General features: G+C 65.2%; 22 protein-coding genes. 7 read left to right on the plus strand and 15 right to left on the minus strand.

The genetic code is table 11. The features are described 5' to 3' along the window. The first annotated feature begins 32 nt into the window (after positions 1–32). Positions 33–1,550 (plus strand): hypothetical protein, encoded by a 1,518-nt coding sequence (locus IPL75_14715; protein MBK9241475.1) that lies wholly within the window; start codon positions 33–35, stop codon positions 1,548–1,550. On the opposite strand, the gene IPL75_14720 is transcribed toward IPL75_14715, so the two are convergent. The 3 genes from IPL75_14720 to IPL75_14730 form a co-directional block, all read right to left on the minus strand. Beyond that, positions 1,522–2,232, minus strand: coding sequence for a hypothetical protein (locus IPL75_14720; protein ID MBK9241476.1), 711 nt, complete (start codon positions 2,230–2,232; stop codon positions 1,522–1,524). The two genes, IPL75_14715 and IPL75_14720, sit on opposite strands and share 29 nt — an antisense overlap. A 137-nt stretch (positions 2,233–2,369) precedes the next feature. After that, positions 2,370–3,182: an inositol monophosphatase gene (locus IPL75_14725; GenBank protein MBK9241477.1), complete on the minus strand. Its 813-nt coding sequence runs from the start codon at positions 3,180–3,182 to the stop codon at positions 2,370–2,372. Then, positions 3,183–3,617, minus strand: coding sequence for an ATP-binding protein (locus IPL75_14730; GenBank protein ID MBK9241478.1), 435 nt, complete (start codon positions 3,615–3,617; stop codon positions 3,183–3,185). It abuts the gene before it with no gap. Between the two features lie 52 nt (positions 3,618–3,669). Here IPL75_14730 and aroA point away from each other — a divergent pair, with 52 nt between their 5' ends. From aroA to IPL75_14745, 3 genes are read left to right on the plus strand one after another with little or no spacing between them, the layout of a single operon-like run. Then, on the plus strand, positions 3,670–4,953 hold the full coding sequence (aroA, locus tag IPL75_14735; protein ID MBK9241479.1) for a 3-phosphoshikimate 1-carboxyvinyltransferase: 1,284 nt from the start codon (positions 3,670–3,672) through the stop codon (positions 4,951–4,953). Beyond that, on the plus strand, positions 4,950–5,486 hold the full coding sequence (locus IPL75_14740) for a shikimate kinase (protein ID MBK9241480.1): 537 nt from the start codon (positions 4,950–4,952) through the stop codon (positions 5,484–5,486). Before aroA ends, IPL75_14740 begins: the two co-directional genes overlap by 4 nt. Further along, the gene (locus tag IPL75_14745; GenBank protein MBK9241481.1) at positions 5,486–6,229 is read left to right on the plus strand and encodes a metallophosphoesterase family protein; all 744 of its coding nucleotides are present in this window, start codon (positions 5,486–5,488) and stop codon (positions 6,227–6,229) included. Before IPL75_14740 ends, IPL75_14745 begins: the two co-directional genes overlap by 1 nt. 2 nt (positions 6,230–6,231) lie before the next feature. Here the strand turns inward: IPL75_14745 and IPL75_14750 are convergent, their stop codons facing one another. The 11 genes from IPL75_14750 to maf form a co-directional block, all read right to left on the minus strand. Beyond that, positions 6,232–6,399 (minus strand): hypothetical protein, encoded by a 168-nt coding sequence (locus IPL75_14750; protein MBK9241482.1) that lies wholly within the window; start codon positions 6,397–6,399, stop codon positions 6,232–6,234. Then, the gene (locus IPL75_14755; protein MBK9241483.1) at positions 6,399–6,659 is read right to left on the minus strand and encodes a CcmD family protein; all 261 of its coding nucleotides are present in this window, start codon (positions 6,657–6,659) and stop codon (positions 6,399–6,401) included. The genes IPL75_14750 and IPL75_14755 overlap by 1 nt, the downstream gene beginning before the upstream one ends. A 153-nt stretch (positions 6,660–6,812) precedes the next feature. Next, complete coding sequence (ccsA, locus tag IPL75_14760; GenBank protein MBK9241484.1) at positions 6,813–7,478, minus strand: cytochrome c biogenesis protein CcsA; 666 nt, start codon at positions 7,476–7,478, stop codon at positions 6,813–6,815. A gap of 18 nt (positions 7,479–7,496) precedes the next feature. Beyond that, entirely contained in the window at positions 7,497–8,177 is a 681-nt protein-coding gene (locus tag IPL75_14765) for a heme exporter protein CcmB (protein ID MBK9241485.1), read from the minus strand. After that, positions 8,177–8,887, minus strand: coding sequence for an ABC transporter ATP-binding protein (locus tag IPL75_14770; protein ID MBK9241486.1), 711 nt, complete (start codon positions 8,885–8,887; stop codon positions 8,177–8,179). Before IPL75_14770 ends, IPL75_14765 begins: the two co-directional genes overlap by 1 nt. A 7-nt stretch (positions 8,888–8,894) precedes the next feature. Beyond that, positions 8,895–9,887, minus strand: a complete 993-nt coding sequence (locus tag IPL75_14775; GenBank protein ID MBK9241487.1) for a hypothetical protein — start codon at positions 9,885–9,887, stop codon at positions 8,895–8,897. A gap of 65 nt (positions 9,888–9,952) precedes the next feature. Next, positions 9,953–10,489, minus strand: coding sequence for a hypothetical protein (locus IPL75_14780; protein MBK9241488.1), 537 nt, complete (start codon positions 10,487–10,489; stop codon positions 9,953–9,955). Beyond that, positions 10,467–10,775, minus strand: a complete 309-nt coding sequence (locus IPL75_14785) for a cytochrome c-type biogenesis protein CcmH (GenBank protein ID MBK9241489.1) — start codon at positions 10,773–10,775, stop codon at positions 10,467–10,469. Before IPL75_14785 ends, IPL75_14780 begins: the two co-directional genes overlap by 23 nt. Further along, positions 10,765–12,951: a heme lyase CcmF/NrfE family subunit gene (locus tag IPL75_14790; protein ID MBK9241490.1), complete on the minus strand. Its 2,187-nt coding sequence runs from the start codon at positions 12,949–12,951 to the stop codon at positions 10,765–10,767. Before IPL75_14790 ends, IPL75_14785 begins: the two co-directional genes overlap by 11 nt. 45 nt (positions 12,952–12,996) lie before the next feature. Further along, complete coding sequence (locus tag IPL75_14795) at positions 12,997–13,251, minus strand: cytochrome c maturation protein CcmE (GenBank protein MBK9241491.1); 255 nt, start codon at positions 13,249–13,251, stop codon at positions 12,997–12,999. Positions 13,252–13,429: 178 nt separating this feature from the next. Next, a complete protein-coding gene (maf, locus tag IPL75_14800; protein ID MBK9241492.1) occupies positions 13,430–14,005 on the minus strand; it encodes a septum formation inhibitor Maf in 576 nt (191 codons plus the stop codon). A gap of 26 nt (positions 14,006–14,031) precedes the next feature. On the opposite strand from maf, the gene IPL75_14805 reads away from it, so the two are divergent. The 3 genes from IPL75_14805 to IPL75_14815 all read left to right on the plus strand — a co-directional run bounded on the left by IPL75_14805 (position 14,032) and on the right by IPL75_14815 (position 16,416). After that, a complete protein-coding gene (locus IPL75_14805) occupies positions 14,032–14,310 on the plus strand; it encodes a DUF721 domain-containing protein (protein MBK9241493.1) in 279 nt (92 codons plus the stop codon). A 5-nt stretch (positions 14,311–14,315) separates the two neighbouring features. Next, positions 14,316–15,497, plus strand: coding sequence for an acetyl-CoA C-acetyltransferase (locus IPL75_14810; protein ID MBK9241494.1), 1,182 nt, complete (start codon positions 14,316–14,318; stop codon positions 15,495–15,497). A gap of 70 nt (positions 15,498–15,567) precedes the next feature. Continuing rightward, positions 15,568–16,416, plus strand: coding sequence for a 3-hydroxybutyryl-CoA dehydrogenase (locus tag IPL75_14815; GenBank protein ID MBK9241495.1), 849 nt, complete (start codon positions 15,568–15,570; stop codon positions 16,414–16,416). A 3-nt stretch (positions 16,417–16,419) separates the two neighbouring features. Here the strand turns inward: IPL75_14815 and IPL75_14820 are convergent, their stop codons facing one another. Then, a complete protein-coding gene (locus IPL75_14820) occupies positions 16,420–19,203 on the minus strand; it encodes a protein kinase (protein ID MBK9241496.1) in 2,784 nt (927 codons plus the stop codon). Positions 19,204–19,379: the final 176 nt, after the last annotated feature.

Consider the following 19,379-nt stretch of genomic DNA (forward strand, 5'->3'; position numbering starts at 1 on the left):
ATTTGGGCGGGAAGCTACAATGACTCGCACACGTGCACGCCACTGCCGTTGACAACCTGACCAGTATAGCTGACGCCGCCCGGGCGCTGCGGATCACCCGGCTGGTGACGGTGTGTGCCGCCGTGGCGGGAGTCGCGGCCGCCCTCTACTACGCGCATCTCGACCTGACGCTCAGCCACTACGACGCACGCGGGCATCTGGTGGTGGCGCGACGCACGATCGACGGGCTCACGCCCGGCTGGCGGCAGATTGGCGCGGTCTGGCTGCCCCTGCCGCACCTGCTCAACGCCCTCCCCGTGCAGTGGGACTGGAGCTATCGCACGGGCTGGTCGGGCATCGCGCTGTCGGTGGGCTTTCTGTCCGCCGGGTTGGGCGCCCTTGCAGGCTGGCTATGGCGGGCCACCTCTTCGTGGGCCATTGCCATGGCCGTACCGCTGGTGATTCTCCTGAACCCGAACGTGCTCTACCTCCAGAGCACGCCCATGACCGAACCTCTGCTCTTCGGACTCTCGCTTGCCGCGCTCGTCTCCATGGACCGCTGGCTGCAGCGCCCTGAGCCAGAGCAAACGCTGCGCACCGGCACCGTACTCGCCGCACTGATGCTCACGCGTTACGAGGGATGGTTCATCACGACGGCCCTTGTTGCTGCGGCTTCAGTTGTGTCGATCCCGCGCGCCGCGCGTCTCGCGCTGTATCCCGCGGCTGCGGTCATCGCGTTCCTGTTGCTCAGTTGGGGAAGCACCGGCCAGTGGTTCGTGACGTCTGGATTTTTCGAGGCCAACAACCCGGCACTGGGCGATCTGGGTCGGGCGTTGAGTCAGGTAGCCGAGGGCGTCACCGAACTCGGCGGCCCGTGGTTGCAGTGGTTTGGCCTGGCCGGCGCGATCGCCTGCGTCGCGGCTGCCGGACAGGCGATCATGGCTCGATCGCGTGAGGGCATCGCGCGATCACTTCTGCCGCTCACATTGGCCGCGGCGGCTGCCCTGCCCGCGTACGCGTTCTTCAGCGGGCATCCGGTCCGCATTCGATACATGACCGCCCTGATTGTGGCCGTGCCGGTCATCGGCGCGTTCGCGCTCGCCCGGTTGCCCCAGCGGCTACACAGCCCGGCCGCCGCAGCTCTTCTCGCGTTCGCCCTCTGGATGACGCCCCCTCTGGACCAGTCGGCGCCGATGGTGCGCGAGGCACAACGCGAGCAGCCCACAAGCGAAGCGAGGCGGGCCGTGACGGCCGCGCTGACTCACGTCTGGGACGGCTCCCCCGTCATGGCCAGCATGGGTTCACTCGGCCACTACATGCAGCAGCTCGCCGCGCACGGTTTCGAACTTCGCGATTTTCTGCACGAGGGCAACGGGGACCTGTGGACGGCAGCGCTTGCCGCGCCGCGGCCTTACGTGAAATGGATGCTGATTGAAGAATCAGCCGAGGGTGGGGATACGCTGGCCGCACTCGCGCGCGTGAATCCCGCATTCCTCACGGGATTCACGCGCGCCGCCCACGGCGGAGGTGTGGTGCTCTATGTCAGAACCGAATCTGGAAGCCGACCGTGAAGTTCAGTCCGCTCAGGTCGATCTTCTCGGTCAGGAATCCTGAGTTGGCGCCCAGGTCTCCCGAGCCGAACTGATACCGGAACTCGGTGTTCAGCGCGTAAACGTCACCGCCCAGTGGCAGGCGCAGGCCGCCGAGCACCACAGGCGCCAGCGTCGTGCCGTTGGCGATATACCGATCGCGAAACACTGCGAAGTTGTCGTTGAAGTCCACGAACTCGCCAATTTCCGAATACCGCCACCGCAGCGCGCTGATGCCACCGCCCAGGTACGGCTGCGCTTTGCCGGCACGCCCAACAGGCAGGAACCGGACGATCGCGGACATTGGCACCACCTGCAGTCGCAGGTCCTGCTCAATTTCCCGGCCGTTGTTGTTGATGTAGTCGGTGTAGACGCTGGGCACCGTGCGGCGGTAGTACCCTCCGCCCAGCGCCAGTTCCACGCGGTCGTTGAAACTCATGGCCCACTCGCCGAAGACCTGGCCTCCGCGGAAGTCCTTGATGTCGAACGAGAGCGTATTCAGGTTTTCGACCAGGACGTCATCGATATCGCGCGCGTCAAGACTGCGTGGCGAAAAGATCCCCGCGCCAAACCCGATCGAGTGCACCACCTGCGCGGACGCCGTTGCCGCGGTCCCGAGCACAAGCGCCACCGCTGCCGCGCCCATTGCTGCCCTCTGCATCATCCGACTCATACGATTCTCCTTGAACGGGCGCGTTCGTCGCGCCTGACTACCCCAGCAGCAGGATTGATGCCAATCGCAGCCGGGGGATTCTAGGCCGACATTCTCGAACCGGACCGGACTGCTGTCCCCTCGTGAGTTCACCCCGTCTCGGCCAACCTGCGCCGGACGTCCCCAAGCACATCAACCAGTTCAGCATGAATCCGGCCGTTGGACGCCAGCAACTGCCCGCCGAAATTGTCGAAGGCGCCACCCGAAAAATCGGTCACGCGGCCCCCGGCTTCCTCAACCAGCAACGCCCCGGCCGCCACATCCCAGGCGTGCAGCGAATGCTCCCAGAACCCGTCGAAGCGCCCGGCCGCAACAAACGCCAGGTCGAGCGCGGCCGACCCCAGCCGCCGCACCGCCCGTGCACGACCGAGGAACTCCCCGAACACCGCCAACTGTTCGCCGCGCCGGTCGGCCGCCTGCGGCGGGAATCCAGTCACCAACAGCGAGTCAATCAACGACGACTCATGCGTTACCGACAGACGGCGGCCATTCAGCCGCGCGCCCATACCGCGTTCGGCGGTGAACAACTCGTCCAGCATCGGGACGTGAACCACGCCGACCTCGACGCGGCCGTCCACCTCGAGCGCAATCGAGACACAAAACAGCGGCAGGCCGTGCGCGAAATTGGTGGTGCCATCGATCGGGTCCACGATCCAGCGGTACGGTGACGCGCCGGTTGGGGCGGACTGTGCCGCTTCTTCCCCAAGCACAGTGTGCGCCGGAAAGTGCCGGGCCAGCCGCTCGCGAATGTCCTGCTCGACCGCGAGGTCGGCCTCGGTCACGAGATCGATGACGCCCTTCTTCTCGATCTTGAGGTCGCTGCGGAAGTAGTGACGCTGAAGGCGACCGGCAGCCAGGGCCGCCTCGACCGCGACCGCCAGGAACCGGGGATCGAGCGCCACCTACTGGAGGTTCTTGACCAGGCGCACGGACATCCCGCCCTCAGGCCGCCGCGCGATCGCCACGTCGTCCATGAAGTTGCGCATGAAAAAAATCCCGCGGCCGCTCGACTTCATCAGGTTCTCGGGGGCGAGCGGGTCATCGACCTCCTGGTAGTCGAACCCTTCTCCCTCGTCGAGCACTTCCACGGTGAACCGCGCGGGCTTGAGCCGTGGCGCCAGGGTGAACTCCACCGTGACGTGTTTGGCTCGATCCTCGCGGTTGCCATGTTTGACGGCGTTGATCACCGACTCGCGCACGGCCACACTGACCCAATGCGTGGTGTCCTCGTCCAACCCGGCGAGCAGGGACAGGCGATCACTGAGAATCTGAACGAGATCGAGCATCTCGAACGAACTGGGCAACTCCAGGCGGATGAGGTGTTGGTCGGTGGGCATCGTCAGGCGAGTAACATATTAAGCTGGCTGGTCTCGTCCGCCGTATCGGAAAATGCATCCCCTGACTGTCTCCCCCGTTCGTGCCGTGCGCGGCGACCTCGAAGTTCCCGGCGACAAGTCCATTTCCCACCGTTACGTGATGCTCTCGGCGCTGGCCCCGGGCCGGTCCGTGATCGAACACCTGTCCTCGGGTGCCGACGTGGCGGCTACTGTGGCCTGCATGCGTTCACTCGGGGCAAACCTGGAGTTTGAGGACCTGGACGTCCTCGCGGTCACCGGCGGGCACTGGACCCCGGCGGCCGGCCCTCTGGACGTGGTGAACTCCGGCACCACCATGCGGCTCCTGGCGGGCCTGCTGGCCGCCCACCCCTTCCGGTCCACCCTGACGGGTGACGAGTCCATCCAGCGCCGGCCCATGCGGCGGGTCATCGACCCGCTGACCGCGATGGGCGCGGTCATCACCTCCCAGGCCGGCCGGGCGCCTCTGGTGATCGAGGGGCGCGAGACGCTCACCGGGATCACCTGGACGCCCCCGGTGCCGAGCGCTCAGGTCAAAAGCGCCGTGCTGCTGGCAGGCCTGTTCGCGTCAGGGGTCACCACGGTCGTGGAAACAGCCGCCACCCGCGACCATACCGAACGGGCCCTGCCGCTCTTCGGCCTGGCGTGCGAGGTCGAAGGCCTGCGCGTTCGCGTGTCGGGAGGCCAGCGGGCCACGGCCGCCACCGCCCGCCTGCGCGTGCCCGGAGACCCCTCGTCGGCCGCCGTCTGGGCAGCGGCGGCTGCCTCGGTCCCTGGGTCACACGTGGTGATTCGGGGCGTGTCGCTCAACCCTCGCCGTATCGGGTTTCTCGACGTCCTGCGGCGCCTCGGAGCCGAGGTCTCAACCTCGCAGGATTCACTGGAGGGCGGCGAACCCGTGGGCTCAATCGACGTGAGGTACGGCGGCTGTGCCGACACGCGAATAGCCCCCGACGAGGTGCCAGGCATCATTGACGAACTCCCGGTCCTGGCTGCCTGCGCCGCCGCCGGTCGGCGTCTTGAGGTTTCTGGGGCCCAGGAACTCCGGGTCAAGGAAAGCGACAGGATCACGGCGCTTGTCACCGGGCTCCGCGCTCTTGGTGTGGACAGCCAGGAACAGCCCGATGGGTTCGTGATCGACGGACGCACCGCCCGGGCGTCCGGAGGGCGCGCCGACGCCGTGGGTGATCATCGCCTGGTCATGGCCTTCGCCCTCGTCGGTCTGGCCGCCAGCGGGCCCACGCACATCGACAGCGCCCAGAGCGTGGCGGTCTCCTATCCAACATTTGAGGCCGACCTCAGGCGGCTGGCGCGATGACGTTCGACAAGATCTACCTCGTCGGCTTCATGGCGACCGGCAAGAGCACCGTCGGACGCCACCTCGCCACACGCATGGGATGGCGGCTCGAAGACATCGACCATCTCATTGAGGTGCGCGAGAAACGAACGATCGCCGAGATCTTCGCCGCGCAGGGCGAGCCGTACTTCCGCGCAGTCGAGCGCGAGATCCTCGCCCTCCTTGGGCCGCTGCGCCATGTGGTGGTGGCCACCGGGGGCGGTACGTTCGCGGACCCGGCCAACCGCGCGGCGATCAACCTCGATGGAGTGTCGGTGTGGATCGATGTACCGCTCGCCGAACTCATCCCGCGCATTCCGCTCGATGGCCGCCGGCCGCTTGCGGCGGATCGCCCCCAGCTTGAGCGCCTGTACGCGGCGCGGACTGAAGGGGCCCGTCAGGCACATGTGCGCGTGACGGCGTCGAAGATGCGCCCGTCGGTGGTGGCCGATCGCATCATGGACGTCCTCAACAACACGCCCCTGACGATGGGCATGCCCTTTCAGGCTGATTGATGCGCACACTGATCCTCGCGGACATTCACTCGAACATCGAAGCGCTCGACGCCGTGTTGATGGCCACCGGCGGCCTTCGCATCGATCGCGCCGTCCTGCTCGGCGATCTCGTCGGGTACAACGGCGCGCCCGTGCAGGTGCTGCAGCGGCTGCGCACGCTGGCGCCCGTGATGACTGTGCGCGGCAATCACGACAAGGCGTGTGCGGGTCTTGAGAACATGGCGCTGTTCAACCCGCTGGCCCGCATGGCGATCGAGTGGACCCGGGAGCAGCTGTCACCGGCCGCGCTCACCAGTCTTGCCGAATTGCCGAAAGGCCCCCTCACGCTGAGCCCGTCGGTCGAGCTTTGCCACGGCGCGCCGTTCGACGAGGACTTCTACGTGCAGGATGCACTCGACGCGCGCCGCGCGATCGAGTCCGCGTCCACGCCGGTGTGCCTCAACGCCCATACACACGTGCCTGCGGTGTTTCGCACCCACGGCCTCTCCGTACGCGACCAGTCCCCCCTTGAAGACGGCGCGTTCATTGTGGCGTGGCCCGCCAAAGGACATCTGCTGGTCAACGTCGGCTCGGTAGGACAGCCCCGCGACGGGGACCCACGCGCGGCGTTTGGCGTGTTGGATGAAGGGGCGGGGACGGTGGAACTGCGTCGCGTGGAGTACGACGTCGTGGCGGCTCAGCAGCGCATCTTTGACGCGGGTCTTCCCCTCGCGCTCGCGAATCGGCTGGAAGTTGGAATGTAAGTTCACCCCTCGTGTGAATTTGCTTTTCGCTGGGCCCGTTCCTCACGGCGCTTGAGTTCCATGGCGAACGCGTCACGTGCCGCGCGCGATCCCAGCACCCAGCCGACCACCACTCCAAGCAGAAGTGTGGCGGGGATGAAGATGAAGTGCGTCGAAGGCATCGCGAACATCAGCGCGCGCCTCCCCCATCCTTCAACCGGCGCTGCACATCGGCCAGGTCCCGTTCGACCTGCGCCATCCGGCGCCAGATCGTGAAGACGTACCCAAGCAACGCCACCCAGACAAATCCATAGGCGTAAAAGACGAGCGGGGTGGCCGGCAACACTTCACGCGGCGCGGCCTCGCTCAGCGGAACAAACTCGTTCGCTGACGCCGGCGGCTGCGCCACGGGCGGCTGCTGGGCCAGCATTGGCGCGGTTAGACAAGCCATCAAGAAGAGGACGCAACACCCGAGCTTTTTCATCGACAATCTCCCATCGCCCAATCCATCAATCCCACAATGCAACCATCCCACAATCCGGCAATCCCAATGCCGCCATCAAGATTCAGCAATCAGCAATCCCGATCCTCAATCGCTCAATCCTCAGTCCTCAATCTCCGCATATGCCGCTTCAAGCGCCATCCGACTCTGCTCGAGGCGGAGCCTGGTCAACAGCAGCGCGACATACAGTAGGAGAAACGCGGCGGTGCACCAGTAGAACGGCACGCGCATCTCGGGAATCAACGACGCGACGACGTTGGTGTTGGGATGAATCGTGCGCCACACGTTGACCGACCAGTACACAAACGGGACGTTGGCCATGCCGAAGACGCCCACCGCGGCGGCCAACATCTCGGAACCGGCGCCGGCGAATCGTCGCAGCAGCAGATACGACACGAAGATCAGCCACAACACGAGCGCCGAGGTGAGGCGCGCATCCCACTGCCACCAGATGCCCCAGGCCTTCCGTGCCCAGATGGGCCCGGTCACAAGCACGATCAGGCCGAACACCACCACCAGTTCAGCGGCTGTCACGGCCACAGCATCCGCGCGTGGCGATCGTTTGGCGAGATAGACGGCGCTCGCCACGCCGCACACAAAGGCCGACAGGAACATGACCATCGCCGATGGCACATGGTAATAAAAAATGCGCTGAATCAAGCCCATCGTGGACTCGTAAGGCGCCGCGTCAATCATGAACGGCGCACGAAAGAACATCACGGCCGCCACGAACAACAGCACCGGAACCAGTTTCGACCGACTCTGCATTGAAGACGTCTCCTCCCTCTACTCGCCCATCACCGGCCCAAACACCCAGAGCGCCAGGGTGAGAAACACCGCGTCAAAGAATATCAGCATCGACAGCCACGCCTGCGCCACGGCCAGGTTCGGCTCGGCCGCAAAAATGGCGGCGGTGCCCCGCACGCCAGCAATCACGAGTGGAACGGTTATCGGATACAACAACACCGGCAGCAGCACATCCCGGGACTGGGCGCGAATGAGCATGGCGGCAAACAGCGTCCCCACGGCGGCAAAGCCCAGCGTCCCCGTGACGAGCAACCCCACAAGCAGCAGCGGGGCCCTGTCGATCGGTGCCTGGAACAGGAGCCCCACCACCGGCGTGACGACAGCTTCGACGACCAGCATCAGCAGCAACACACCGACCAGCTTGCCGACGTAAATTGCCGGACGCTCCACCGGTGACAGCAGCAACGCCTTCAGCGTGTCCGACTGCCGTTCACGTTCGAACGTCCGCCCCAGGGCGAGTGTTCCGGCAAACGCGATCGAGACCCAGAGGATGCCCGCGGCGGCATCCGTCAAGGCCACGCCCTCGACCACAAAGCTGAAGGAAAACACGAGCACCACCGACACGGCGAAAAACAGCGTGGTGTAGGCCAGTTCACGGCTGCGCGCTTCGATCACCAGGTCTTTGCGTGCGATGGTCCACACCGTGTGAAGGAACCCCATCAGACGCGCTCCGCCAATGTGCGCCGGTACCGCTCTCGCAGTGTGCCCACGCCGTCGGCCACCGGCCATGCGCGTCCTCGGTCGACACAAAGCGATCGATCCACCACGGCCTCGGCCGTATCAAAATCGTGTGTGGCCATGACGACGATGCGCCCGGCATCGCGAAGGGTGCGCAGGCTCTCGATCAGGACCTGCGCCGAATCATCATCAAGGCCGGTGAACGGCTCATCGAGCAGAACGAGCCGTGGTTCATGCAGAAGCGCACGCTCAAACGCCAGACGCTGCCGCAGTCCTCGTGAAAACGACCCGGCCCGATCATCGCCGCGGTCGGAGAGTCGCGCGCGAGCGAGCGCGTCGTTCACCCTGCTCTCGAGCCGGTCGAGTCCATACAGTCGCCCGAAGAACCGCAGGTTCTCGCGCGCAGTCAGGTCGCCATAGAGGTACAGGTCGTGCCCGAGGACGCCGATTTGCCCGCGAAGGGCATCGCCGGTGTCCGCCACGGTGTGCGTGCCATACCGGACACCGCCGCCGCTGGGCCTCAGGAGCGTGGAGAGGATGGAAATGAGCGTGGACTTGCCGGCGCCATTCGGCCCGAACAACCCAAGGATTTCGCCCTGCCGGGCCTGCAGTGTGACGTGCGCCAGGGCCCGCCGGCGACCGTAGTGCCGCGAGACGTCATCGACATGGACCGTGTCGAAGTCGACACTCACGATCGTTTCACACCCGGCGGCGGGCCGGAGCGGTCCACGCAGACCACAGACCCCAGGAGATGAAACTGATTCCCACAGCCAGCGCCACCCACATCGGCCACACCGGGCGATGCGGTAATCCGCTGAAATCGATCGTCAGCGTCTGCCCGGCCTGGATGGCAGGCCCACTCGCGCTGATGAACGGTTTGCCCTGGCTCGACATCGAGCCGCGCCCGGAAATTTGCGGTGATGCAATGTCGAGCGCGCCCTGCTGCTCAACAATGAGCGACAGTTGCTGGAGCGTGGCGGGCCACACCTGCTCGAGCGTGACGGTGGCGCCGCGATACGGCAATTCGTACGCGGCCTCCACCATGGTGGCGCCTGGCGCAAACGGCCCGGTGACGATGAGGCGCGGCCCGTTGGCCGACCCCTGCGGTGACGAGCCTTCCAGGATGGTGACGCCCCGCGCCCCTTGCGGCAATTCGAAGATCAGCGGCCCGCCGATGTCCACCGGTGTGCGTGCGCTGTTCAGGATCTCCATCAGGTAAAAGACGGTCAGCCCGTCCTCACCCAGTTCCACCACCACCCGTGACCCTGGGCCAAGCACCACGATGCCCTTGGTCGCGGGCGCAGACGCCAGGGTCTTGTCTTCCGCCGCGCGCGCCGTGTCGTCGGGATCCGTCGCGACCAACGCCACGCGCATGCCGCTGGAACCCATCACAAACGTCTGCGACTCAAGGCGCTCGCCATCCACCGTGGCCACCGCGGAGACCGAGGTGCCGCTGCGCAACCCCGACACCGTCGCTCGCCCGGTGGCATCGGTGTTCACCACGCGCTTCGCGCCGTCGATGGTGAACTCCACCGGCTGGTTCGGCACGTCCTTGTCGAACCCGCCGCGGATGACACGCACGGTGACGGTGCCCGCCGGCACGTCGGTGGCGGGAAGCGGCTGCCCCGACATCTCTTTGGGATTGGGCATCTGCACCTGGGCCGAGAGGCCCGCGACCGCGAGCATCACCATTACCAAATACAGGCCGCGGCCTTGAGACCCAGGCCGCGCTACGTTCCGTTTTTGTCCAACGAGACTCACGCGTTCACGCTCCCCAGTCGATCGCCGCACTGCTTGCAGAACTTGGCGTCCGGCTCATTTCGTGTCCCGCAGCGGCCACACGGCGTGGGCGCCGCCCGCCGCACTTTGCTGGGCGCCGCGACCGGCGTGGCCGGGACCCGATCCAACTGCTGCATCAGCAGCAGCGCTCGCGCCCTGAGCCGTTCCAGCATGTCGGTATAGTCGGCCTCGCTGACCTTCTTCATGCCGTAGTCGAAGTCGAGGTCCTTGATGGCGCGCAGCACCAGCGTCTTTTCCTGCTGGAGGAGCTCGCGCTGCCGTATGCCCAGCGGCTCCTCATCGCCGCCCCCCGACCAGAGGCCGAGCAGCGCCTTGTGCAGGGCATAGGCGGTGTAGCCGGTGGCAAGCGCCGCTGCGCTAATCAGCAGCAGCGCGACCGGGTGGGTATGCCGCGAGACGACCACCGCAACCGTCGCGGAGATCATCGACAAGAGCACGTAGAAGTGGCCGGCCGTGAACGGAGCCGACTGATCAGTCGAGGTCTCGGAGCTCATCGTTGAGCCTCTCCTGACGGATCTTTGCGTCGGCGTCGTCGGCGGGGGTGGTCACCACCGCAGGGTCGGTGTCCTGGGGCCGGCGCGCCCACTTGACCGCCACCCCTCCCACCACCATGACGCCGATCATCCCCACGGCGTACGGCAGGAACCAGGCCAGCCGATTAAAACCCTTGTCGATCGGCGCGGCCAGCACTTCCTGGCTGCCGTACTTCGACACGTAATAGTCGACGACATCATCGTAGGATTTGCCTGCCGCCACCAGCGAGGCAATTTCAGTGCGCATCGCATCCGCTGTGCCGCACGCACTCCGCCACGCGTTTGCGACCGCACGTGCCGCACATGCAGACAATTTCATCCCGGAGCTTCTTCTCGACAGGCGACCGTGGCACCAGCAACACCACCTGTGGATTGTCCACGTGTTGCGCGTGCGCCGGCGCACCAAGCCCGCCCACCAGCATCAGGGCGAGCATCGATGTGGTCACCGCGCCTTGCGGCACTGTGACCGTGGCGAAGGCCATGGCCCGTTCGGGGAGCAGCGACAGGATCGTGCCCACCGCCATGATGCCGAAGCCGAACCACATCCAGTTGATGAGGGGATTCACCGTCACTTCAATGGTGGCTTGCTGAGTGCCCACCTCAAACTGCGCCAGCACGAGGTAGAGGTCGTCGGCAAAACCGCGGCGAATCGCCACTTCCGTCGTCGGCTCTTCTTCCTTGTTCCGGAAGTACCAGCGCGCCGGGTACATCCCACCGATGGACTCCCCATCGCGTAAGACTGTGGCGTGCGCCGTAATCATCTGCTTCTGCCCGTCGTCAGTCACCTTCAGTGCCGAGTACTTGACGACGTACGGCCCGACTGTCACTTCCTGGCCAGGCGTGAGCACCACCTGCTCTTCAAGCTTGAAGCCATTGCCACCGAAACCCAGGAAGATGAGCACGATGCCGAGGTGCACGATGTAACCGGCGTAGCGCCGGCGTGAACGCGCGAACAGGCCAATGAGCGCCGTGAAGCGATCCGTGCCTGTGGCCCGCTGGCGCACACCCGAACCGCGCCAGAACTCCTGAATAATCGTGCCTGCCACGAGTGCGCAGAGCGAGAAGCACAATCCTGCGGCCCAGAACTGGACGCCGAGCGCCGTCATGGTCACGCCGGTCACCACGGCGGACGTCAGCGGCCACATCAACTGATACCGCATGCTCGAGACTGCCGTCTTGCGCCAGGCCAGCAGCGGTCCGATGCCGGTCAGCACCAGCAGCATCAGACCAATCGGCAGCATCCACTTGTCGAAGAACGGCGGGCCAACGGTCAACCGCTCGCCACGCAGAGCCTCGCTGATCGTCGGGAACATCGTGGCGAACAACACGAAGAACGCCGAGAACAGCAGAATCCAGTTGTTGGCCAGGAAGGCCGCTTCCCGCGAGGCCCACGAGTCCAGCTCGTTGCGGGCCCTGAGCATCGGCATGCGCCAAATCACGAGACCAAAACTGATGGTCAGGATCGCCACCATGAAAACGGTGAACATCCAGGCCAGCTGGCGGTCTTCGCCAAACGCATGCACGGACTGCACAATGCCGGACCGCGTCATGAACGTGCCGAAGATGGTCAGGAAGAACGTCATGATGACGAGCGACACGTTCCAGACCTTCAACATGCCACGCCGTTCCTGCACCATCACCGAATGGAGGAACGCGGTCGCCGTGAACCACGGCAACAAGCCGGCGTTCTCAACCGGGTCCCAGCCCCAGTAGCCGCCCCACCCGAGTTCTTCGTACGCCCACAGGCCGCCCAGCGCGAGACCAACGGTCAGGAACAACCACGACGTCATCGTCCAGCGCCTCACCGCGCGGAGCCACGAGTCGTCGAGCTGCCCGCTGATGAGCGCGGCCAGGCAAAACGCGAACGGAATGGTCATGCCGACAAACCCCAGATACAGCAGGGGCGGATGAATGACCATGTAGAAATTCTGGAGCAGCGGGTTCAGGCCCCGGCCTTCGGCCGGCGACGCCAGCAGGTGCGTCTCGAACGGATTGTTGTGCACCACCATCAGGAAGAGGAAGAACATCTGCACAACAGAGATGACGGCCACCACCCAGGGCACGAGCAGACGATGCCGGTCGCGGTTGATGTGCACGGCCGCGCTTCCGAACACGGCCAGCAACGTCACCCAGAACATCAGCGACCCGTCGAGGCCACCCCAGTACGACGTCAATTTATAGAACAGGGGTTGCGCCGCGTCCGAGTACCGCTGGACATACTTGATGCTGTAGTCCTCGGTGACGAACGCGTGCACGATGATGGCCGACGCCACCAGCATCAGCCCTGTCAGGACGTGGAAGAGTCCGACCGAGCCGTGGACCAGCGACGAGCGGCCACGGCGGCCGCCGGCCACCCCCGTGGCAAACGCAGCGCTGGCGACCACAAAGGCCGCGAGGATAAGGAAGTAGCCAAGTGAAGCCATAGTGAGTGATTCTTGTGAACGCCAACGGCCAGACGGCCGCCGCAGCTAGCGAACGGTTGGAGCGGTGGGCCCGGCTTCGTACTTCGATGGGCACTTCGCCATGATGCCCTTCGGCTCTACGTGAATGACGTTGTTCGGTCCCAGGCGTCCTTTCACCACGACCTCGGCGTCGGCCTTGAACGTGTCGGGGACCACTCCCGTGTAGACCGCGTCCATGACCTGCCCGTTCGAGTGAATCTTGAAGCGGTACTCAAGTGTGGATGACTTGACCAGGGGGTCGCCCTGCACATGGCCGTGCACCTGCAGGCGCTTGCCCTGCCATTCCTGGGGCTGGCCATCACTTCATCAACCTTCAAGTAGTATTCGGCGCCTTCGGAAATCGTGGAAATCATCAACCACGCCAAAGCCGACAGGATCACCACCGCCGACACGCTGACACGGACCGTCTTTTTTGACATCTTCAGCCCTCGCCTCACCCTCAAGGATACGCCCCGGACACCCGGTGGCGCAACATTCGATCAACGGTTGATACAGGCAACCCCACCACAGTGTCGTACGCGCCCTCGAGCCGGGTCACCCAGCGCGACGCGAATCCCTGAATCGCATACGCGCCGGCCTTGTCACGGGGCTCCCCCGACGCCACCGCCGCGGCAATTTCGTCGGGGGCAATCACGCGCATCCACACGCTGGTGCGCTCAATCGCCACCATCGGTGCGGCGGCGTCAGGCCACCACACCGCCACCGCGGTAAATACTTCATGCCTCTCCCCAGACAGCCGTGTAAGCATGCGCACCGCTTCGGCATCGTCGCATGGCTTTCCCAGCACATCCCCATCGATCACCACGATGGTGTCGGCCGCGACCACCGTTCGCGCCCCAGACCTTGCACGAACCGCGCCAGCTTTCTCAATGGCCATGCGCCGCGCGTAGTCCTCCGGCGCCTCCCCGGCGCGAATCTGCTCGTCGATGTCGGCCGCGATCACGTCGAACGCGAACCCCGCTGCGGCGAGCAGTTCGCGTCGTCGTGCGGACGCGGACGCGAGCACCAAACTCATGACCGGATGATACACTTCGAGGTTGGATGGAATCGCTGCAGCTGACGGCCGCTCGTGTCCTGGGGCCACTGCTCGACGCCCAGCCACTCTCACCCGGCAAGGTCGCCTTCGCATGGTCCATCGCCGCCGGCCCCGCGCTCTCGCGCGCCAGCACACCAACATGGACCACCGATGGCACGCTGCGCATTCGCGCACGTGATGCCGTGTGGCGTACCGAACTTGAACGCGCACGGCCGATGGTGGCCGAGCGACTCACCCACCTGCTGGGCCCCACGGCCATTCGCCGCATCATCATTACGGAGTAAGCGTCATGCGTGAATCAGTCATCGTCAGCGCCGTTCGTACACCCACGGGCAAGTTCCTGGGCGTGCTCAAAGATTTCCGCGCGCCGGACCTGGGCGCCCTTGCCGTGCGCGAAGCCGTCGCCCGTGCCGGTATCGATCCCGCGAGCGTGGACGAATGCCTCATGGGCAACGTGGTGAGCGCCGGTGTGGGCCAGGCGCCTGCACGTCAGGCTGCTCTGCGCGGCGGGCTCCCAATTACCGTGGGCGCGCTCACGATCAACAAGGTCTGCGGTTCGGGGCTCAAAGCCGTGATGCTCGCCTCGCAAGGCATCGCAACCGGCGACATCGACATTGCCGTCGCCGGCGGCATGGAGTCCATGAGCAATTGCCCGCACCTCCTCTTCAAGGTCCGCGAAGGCCTGCGCATGGGCGACAGCAAGGTGGTGGACTCCATGGTCCACGACGGCCTCTGGGACGCGTTCGACGATGTGCATATGGGGATGACGGGGGAACTGGTCTCGGAAACCTACAAGGTCAGCCGCGAGGAACAGGACGCCTACGCGGTGGACAGCCATCGCAAGGCCGCCAAGGCGACAAAGGAAGGCGCGTTCACAGACGAGATGCTTCCTATCTCGATTCCGCAGCGCAAAGGCGAGCCGATCATTGTGAATGCCGACGAGCCCATTCGCGAAGATACGTCCCTCGAGTCACTCGGCCGCCTCAAGCCGGCCTTCAAGAAGGATGGCACGGTCACGGCCGGCAACGCGCCGGGTGTGAATGACGCAGCTGCAGCGCTTGTGGTCATGGCTGCCGATGTGGCCGCGCACCTCAACCTCACACCCATCGCACGCATCGTCGGCCAGGCCACCTCGGGCCTGGAACCAAAGATGGTGCTCATGACTCCTGTCGATGCCGTGAGGAAGCTGATGCTGAAGACCGGGTGGTCGCTGGCCGACGTGGACCTGTTCGAGTTGAACGAAGCGTTTTCGGTGCAGGGCGTGGCGGTCATCCGTGAACTCGGCATCGACCCGCTGAAGGTCAACGTCCACGGCGGCGCGGTGGCGCTGGGACACGCGATCGGCGCGAGTGGCGCGCGCGTGCTCACGACGCTGCTCTACGCGCTCAAGCGCCACGGCAAGAAACGCGGCGTGGCGACGCTTTGTCTCGGCGGCGGCAATGGCGTGGCGCTTGCGGTGGAAATGCTCTGAGGTCCAGGGTCCAGAGTCCAGGGTCCAGAGTTCTCGGTGGGCCTTCGGCCTGCTTTCTTTAGGAACAGCAATGATCAAAGTAGTGGGCGTGATTGGCGCGGGCACAATGGGGAATGGCATCGCGCAGGTTTTTGCGCAGTCGGGTTTCACGGTCAAATTGCACGACGCGGCGGCGCCGGCGATTGACCGCGCGCTCAAGACCATCGACAAGAGCCTGGCGAAGTTCGTGGAGAAGGGCAAGATGACCGCCGAGAATCGCGACGCGGCGCTCGGCCGTCTCTCGGCGGCCCCTTCGCTCGATGCGTTCGGCGATGTGGACTATGTCGTCGAAGCGGTCGTCGAGCGTCTCGACGTCAAGCGCAGCATCTTCGGCGCGCTCGACACCATCACCCGGCCCGACGTCATCCTCACCTCCAACACGTCGTCCATCTCGATCACCACGATCGGCGCGGCGACGACGCGGCCATCACTTGTCCTCGGCATGCACTTCATGAATCCCGTGCCGCTGATGACGCTGGTCGAACTCATCCGGGGCCAGGCCACGTCGCCCGAGGCGATGCAGACAGCTTCAGATCTCTGCCGGACGCTGGGCAAGACCCCGGTCGAGGCAGCCGACTACCCCGGCTTCATCGCCAACCGCATCCTGATGCCGATGATCAACGAGGCCATCTTCGCCGTAATGGAGGGCGTGGGCACACCCGAGGCGATCGACTCAGTGATGAAGCTCGGCATGAATCACCCCATGGGACCGCTCACGCTGGCCGACTTCATCGGCCTGGACGTGTGCCTGGCCATCATGGAGGTGCTGCACAGTGGCTTGGGCGATCCGAAGTACCGGCCGTGTCCCCTGCTCCGCCGCATGGTGGCTGCCGGGCAACTGGGAAAGAAGTCGGGCCGCGGCTTCTACGTCTACGCCTGAGCCTTACTTCCTGCCCGGCGCAATGCTCCACAGGTAGTCGAAGAAATCGGAGATGACGACGATCTGGTCCTGGATGGCACCGGCCTGATCGTTCGCGGCAACGAGCGCCAACCGCTTGCCGTCGGGATGTACATCGTACGACCCCTGGATGCCCAGTTGCACGTAATTGGTGGGCGACCAGATCTGCGGCTTGTCGGCACGGAACGAGTCGCCGACGACCGTATAGGGGACAACCATGACCTTGCCCTGGCTCTGGTGCAGGTAGAACAGTTCGTTCGATGTCTTCGACCAGCGCGGAAACCCACCGCCGTCGGTCGTGACTCGCCAGTGGCCGCCGGGGCCAGGAAACGATCGCACGTGCACCTCATTCTGGCCTGACTCAGCGGAGAAATACGCGATCCAGCGGCCGTCAGGGGAGAAGATCGGCTGCATCTCGCTCACAGGCGTACTGAGAAACACCGTCGCCTTGCCTGCAGTGAGTCCCCGAGTGGGGTCTCCCTCGAGGGGAAGAATCATCAAATCAATCGCGTTGCTGGCGGTGGTCTCCTGGAACGCGATGAACCTGCCGCCGGGATGGACCGACCATGCCTGTTGACTGTTCGGGCTCTCGGTCAACCGGGTGATCTCACCGGTGCCGTCGGCGTTGGCCCAAAACAGATTCGGTCTGCTGGCCTTCTCGCGGTCTGCCTGAAACACGATGCGCTGGTTGTCCGGCGTCCAGACAGGATTGCCGTCGTTGCCAGGGTCCTGGGTCAATTGCTGCATGGCGTCGCGCGCCCAGTCGTACACCCAGACATCACGCTGCTTGCCGTCAAACACGCTCAGCGCCAATCTCAGGCCGTCCGGGGAAAAGCGCGGTTGACTCCAATCGGCCTCCCGAGATCGCAGCACCGACACCTTGCCGTCGCGCGTCATCCAATCGATCGGGTTGTTGATGCTGCCGGCGGTGCCCGGAACGTAGACCAGCGTCCCGTCTGCCGAAAATCCGATCTGGGCACCGCCCGTAGATATGTTGGCGGTGACACCCTCGAGTGCCGGCCTGGCCTCTCCCACGGTCTCGAGACGGTCCAGATTGAAGCGCACCGCGAAGAGTGAGCCTTGCTGCATATACAGCAAGTGCCCATCGGCGCGGTCCGCGCGATTCGGCGCCACGCGTCCGCTCGGTACGAACCGCCCGTAGTAACCGCCTCTCACAACAACCTTGCCCGTGCCACCCCCGATCGGCGCCACCACGAGATTCCCCGAATCCCATCCAGACACGGTCCCGCTCTCACTGAACAGGATTCCCTTGTCGCCGGGCAGCGCGTGGGGCCAGCGCTGGGTCGTGGCCCCCTCACTGAGGACCCCGAACGCCTCGGGCTTCCCCCCGGACGCGGACACTCGTAACAACGCCACGTTGTTGGATCCAGTGGGCGTGAAGATGATCTCGTCCCGGTCAGTCCACGTACCTCCGCGTGCCTGCGCGACATCGCAGAGTGGAATCGCGGCCCCACCGGACACGGCCACCTTCTTCAGCTTTCCACCCGCGAAGAACGCAATCGACTCGCCATCCGGTGAGAAGAACGGGCTGGCCGCGCCCTCCGTGCCGGTCATCGGGATGGCCTGCAACTCACTCAGCTTCCTGACAAACAATCGCCCGGCACCGGACGGCCCTGCCACAAACACCAGCGTCGTCCCATCAGGCGACAGGATCGCGCCGGCGCCAAGGTCTGTTCGCAGCGACGCGTCCGCGCCGGTCTTCACGAGGAACTTGCGAAGCGCCGGAGCGGGCGACGACCGCCACGGCGCCCACATCACGAGCGTCGTCACCGCGGCGATGATGCCCGCCGCTGCCACTCCCCAGGGCAGTGCGCGTCGCCACACGGGGATCACGACAGGCGGCGCTGCAGCGATCGCGACGGGCGTCAGCACGCCATCGCGATCGGACGGCGCAGCGGCCTCGCCCAGTTCGAGCCGCGCATCACCAATGGAACTCAGCCGCTTCTTCGGGTCCTTTTCGAGGCAGCGCCGCAAGAGGCGCCGGATCGGAATCGGCAGGTCCGCAGGCAGCGCGCTCCAACTCACGTCTTCCTTGAGCACACTCGCGAGCGTGATGGAAATGTCATCACCCTCGAACGCGCGGCGACCGCTGAGCATCTCGTAGAGCACGACGCCGAACGCCCACACGTCCGCGCGGCGATCGACGGCGCGCCCACGCGCCTGCTCGGGCGCCATGTATGCGGCAGTGCCGATGATCATGCCCATCTGCGTCGCACGGTTGGTCAGCGTCGGCGAGTTGTTGGAGTCCTGGGGTCCCGAGGTCCCGGAGTCCAACGCTTTGGCGAGACCAAAATCCAGCACCTTGACCGTGCCGTCCTCGCGCACCTTCACGTTCGCGGGCTTGAGGTCGCGATGGACGATGGCGCTCTCGTGGGCGGCTTCGAGCGCCTCGGCGATTTGACGCGCGATCGGCAGAGCGTCTGACAACGCCATCGGCCCGCGCGCGATGTGCGCCGACAGGTCTTCCCCTTCGACCAGTTCCATCACAAGGTAGGCATGGGCCGACGCCCCGTCGGGCTTGCCGGCGTCGTACACGTGCGCGATATTCGGATGATTGAGTGCGGCCAGTGTTTCGGCCTCGCGCGTGAAGCGGGCCAACCGGTCGGGATCGCCGGCGAAGACGTCGGGCAGGATCTTCAGGGCGACGTCGCGGTTGAGCTTGGTGTCGCGGGCCCGGTAGACCTCGCCCATTCCGCCTCTGCCCAGCTCGGCGAGGATCTGGTATTGCCCGATCGATTTCCCAATCACAGCCAGATCCTCGCCTGGGCTACGGCCCGTCTTCGCTCGGTCGCGATCTCCACCGAGCTACGACGAGGTCTCGCAGTAGCCGCTTCGCGGCGGAGGCGGACGAGACCTCGCCGCAGCTGGCGGCCGCAGGCCGCCGCCAGCGTAGGCGGGCCGCCTTCACCCAGTTTGGCGACGAT

The organism is Acidobacteriota bacterium, assembly GCA_016716905.1.
GTDB lineage: Bacteria > Acidobacteriota > Vicinamibacteria > Vicinamibacterales > SCN-69-37 > SYFT01.

Coding starts and splice junctions, on each gene's coding strand:
- IPL75_14785 (MBK9241489.1), bottom strand. CDS start 10,775: ATGCGCACTGAAATTGCCTCGCTGGTGGCGGCAGGCAAATCCTACGAT.
- IPL75_14780 (MBK9241488.1), bottom strand. CDS start 10,489: ATGAGCTCCGAGACCTCGACTGATCAGTCGGCTCCGTTCACGGCCGGC.
- IPL75_14790 (MBK9241490.1), bottom strand. CDS start 12,951: ATGGCTTCACTTGGCTACTTCCTTATCCTCGCGGCCTTTGTGGTCGCC.
- IPL75_14750 (MBK9241482.1), bottom strand. CDS start 6,399: ATGTTCGCGATGCCTTCGACGCACTTCATCTTCATCCCCGCCACACTT.
- IPL75_14815 (MBK9241495.1), top strand. CDS start 15,568: ATGATCAAAGTAGTGGGCGTGATTGGCGCGGGCACAATGGGGAATGGC.
- IPL75_14775 (MBK9241487.1), bottom strand. CDS start 9,887: ATGGTGATGCTCGCGGTCGCGGGCCTCTCGGCCCAGGTGCAGATGCCC.
- IPL75_14730 (MBK9241478.1), bottom strand. CDS start 3,617: ATGCCCACCGACCAACACCTCATCCGCCTGGAGTTGCCCAGTTCGTTC.
- IPL75_14740 (MBK9241480.1), top strand. CDS start 4,950: ATGACGTTCGACAAGATCTACCTCGTCGGCTTCATGGCGACCGGCAAG.
- IPL75_14765 (MBK9241485.1), bottom strand. CDS start 8,177: ATGGGGTTCCTTCACACGGTGTGGACCATCGCACGCAAAGACCTGGTG.
- ccsA (MBK9241484.1), bottom strand. CDS start 7,478: ATGCAGAGTCGGTCGAAACTGGTTCCGGTGCTGTTGTTCGTGGCGGCC.
- IPL75_14745 (MBK9241481.1), top strand. CDS start 5,486: ATGCGCACACTGATCCTCGCGGACATTCACTCGAACATCGAAGCGCTC.
- maf (MBK9241492.1), bottom strand. CDS start 14,005: ATGAGTTTGGTGCTCGCGTCCGCGTCCGCACGACGACGCGAACTGCTC.
- IPL75_14810 (MBK9241494.1), top strand. CDS start 14,316: ATGCGTGAATCAGTCATCGTCAGCGCCGTTCGTACACCCACGGGCAAG.
- IPL75_14805 (MBK9241493.1), top strand. CDS start 14,032: ATGGAATCGCTGCAGCTGACGGCCGCTCGTGTCCTGGGGCCACTGCTC.
- aroA (MBK9241479.1), top strand. CDS start 3,670: ATGCATCCCCTGACTGTCTCCCCCGTTCGTGCCGTGCGCGGCGACCTC.
- IPL75_14755 (MBK9241483.1), bottom strand. CDS start 6,659: ATGGCTTGTCTAACCGCGCCAATGCTGGCCCAGCAGCCGCCCGTGGCG.
- IPL75_14720 (MBK9241476.1), bottom strand. CDS start 2,232: ATGATGCAGAGGGCAGCAATGGGCGCGGCAGCGGTGGCGCTTGTGCTC.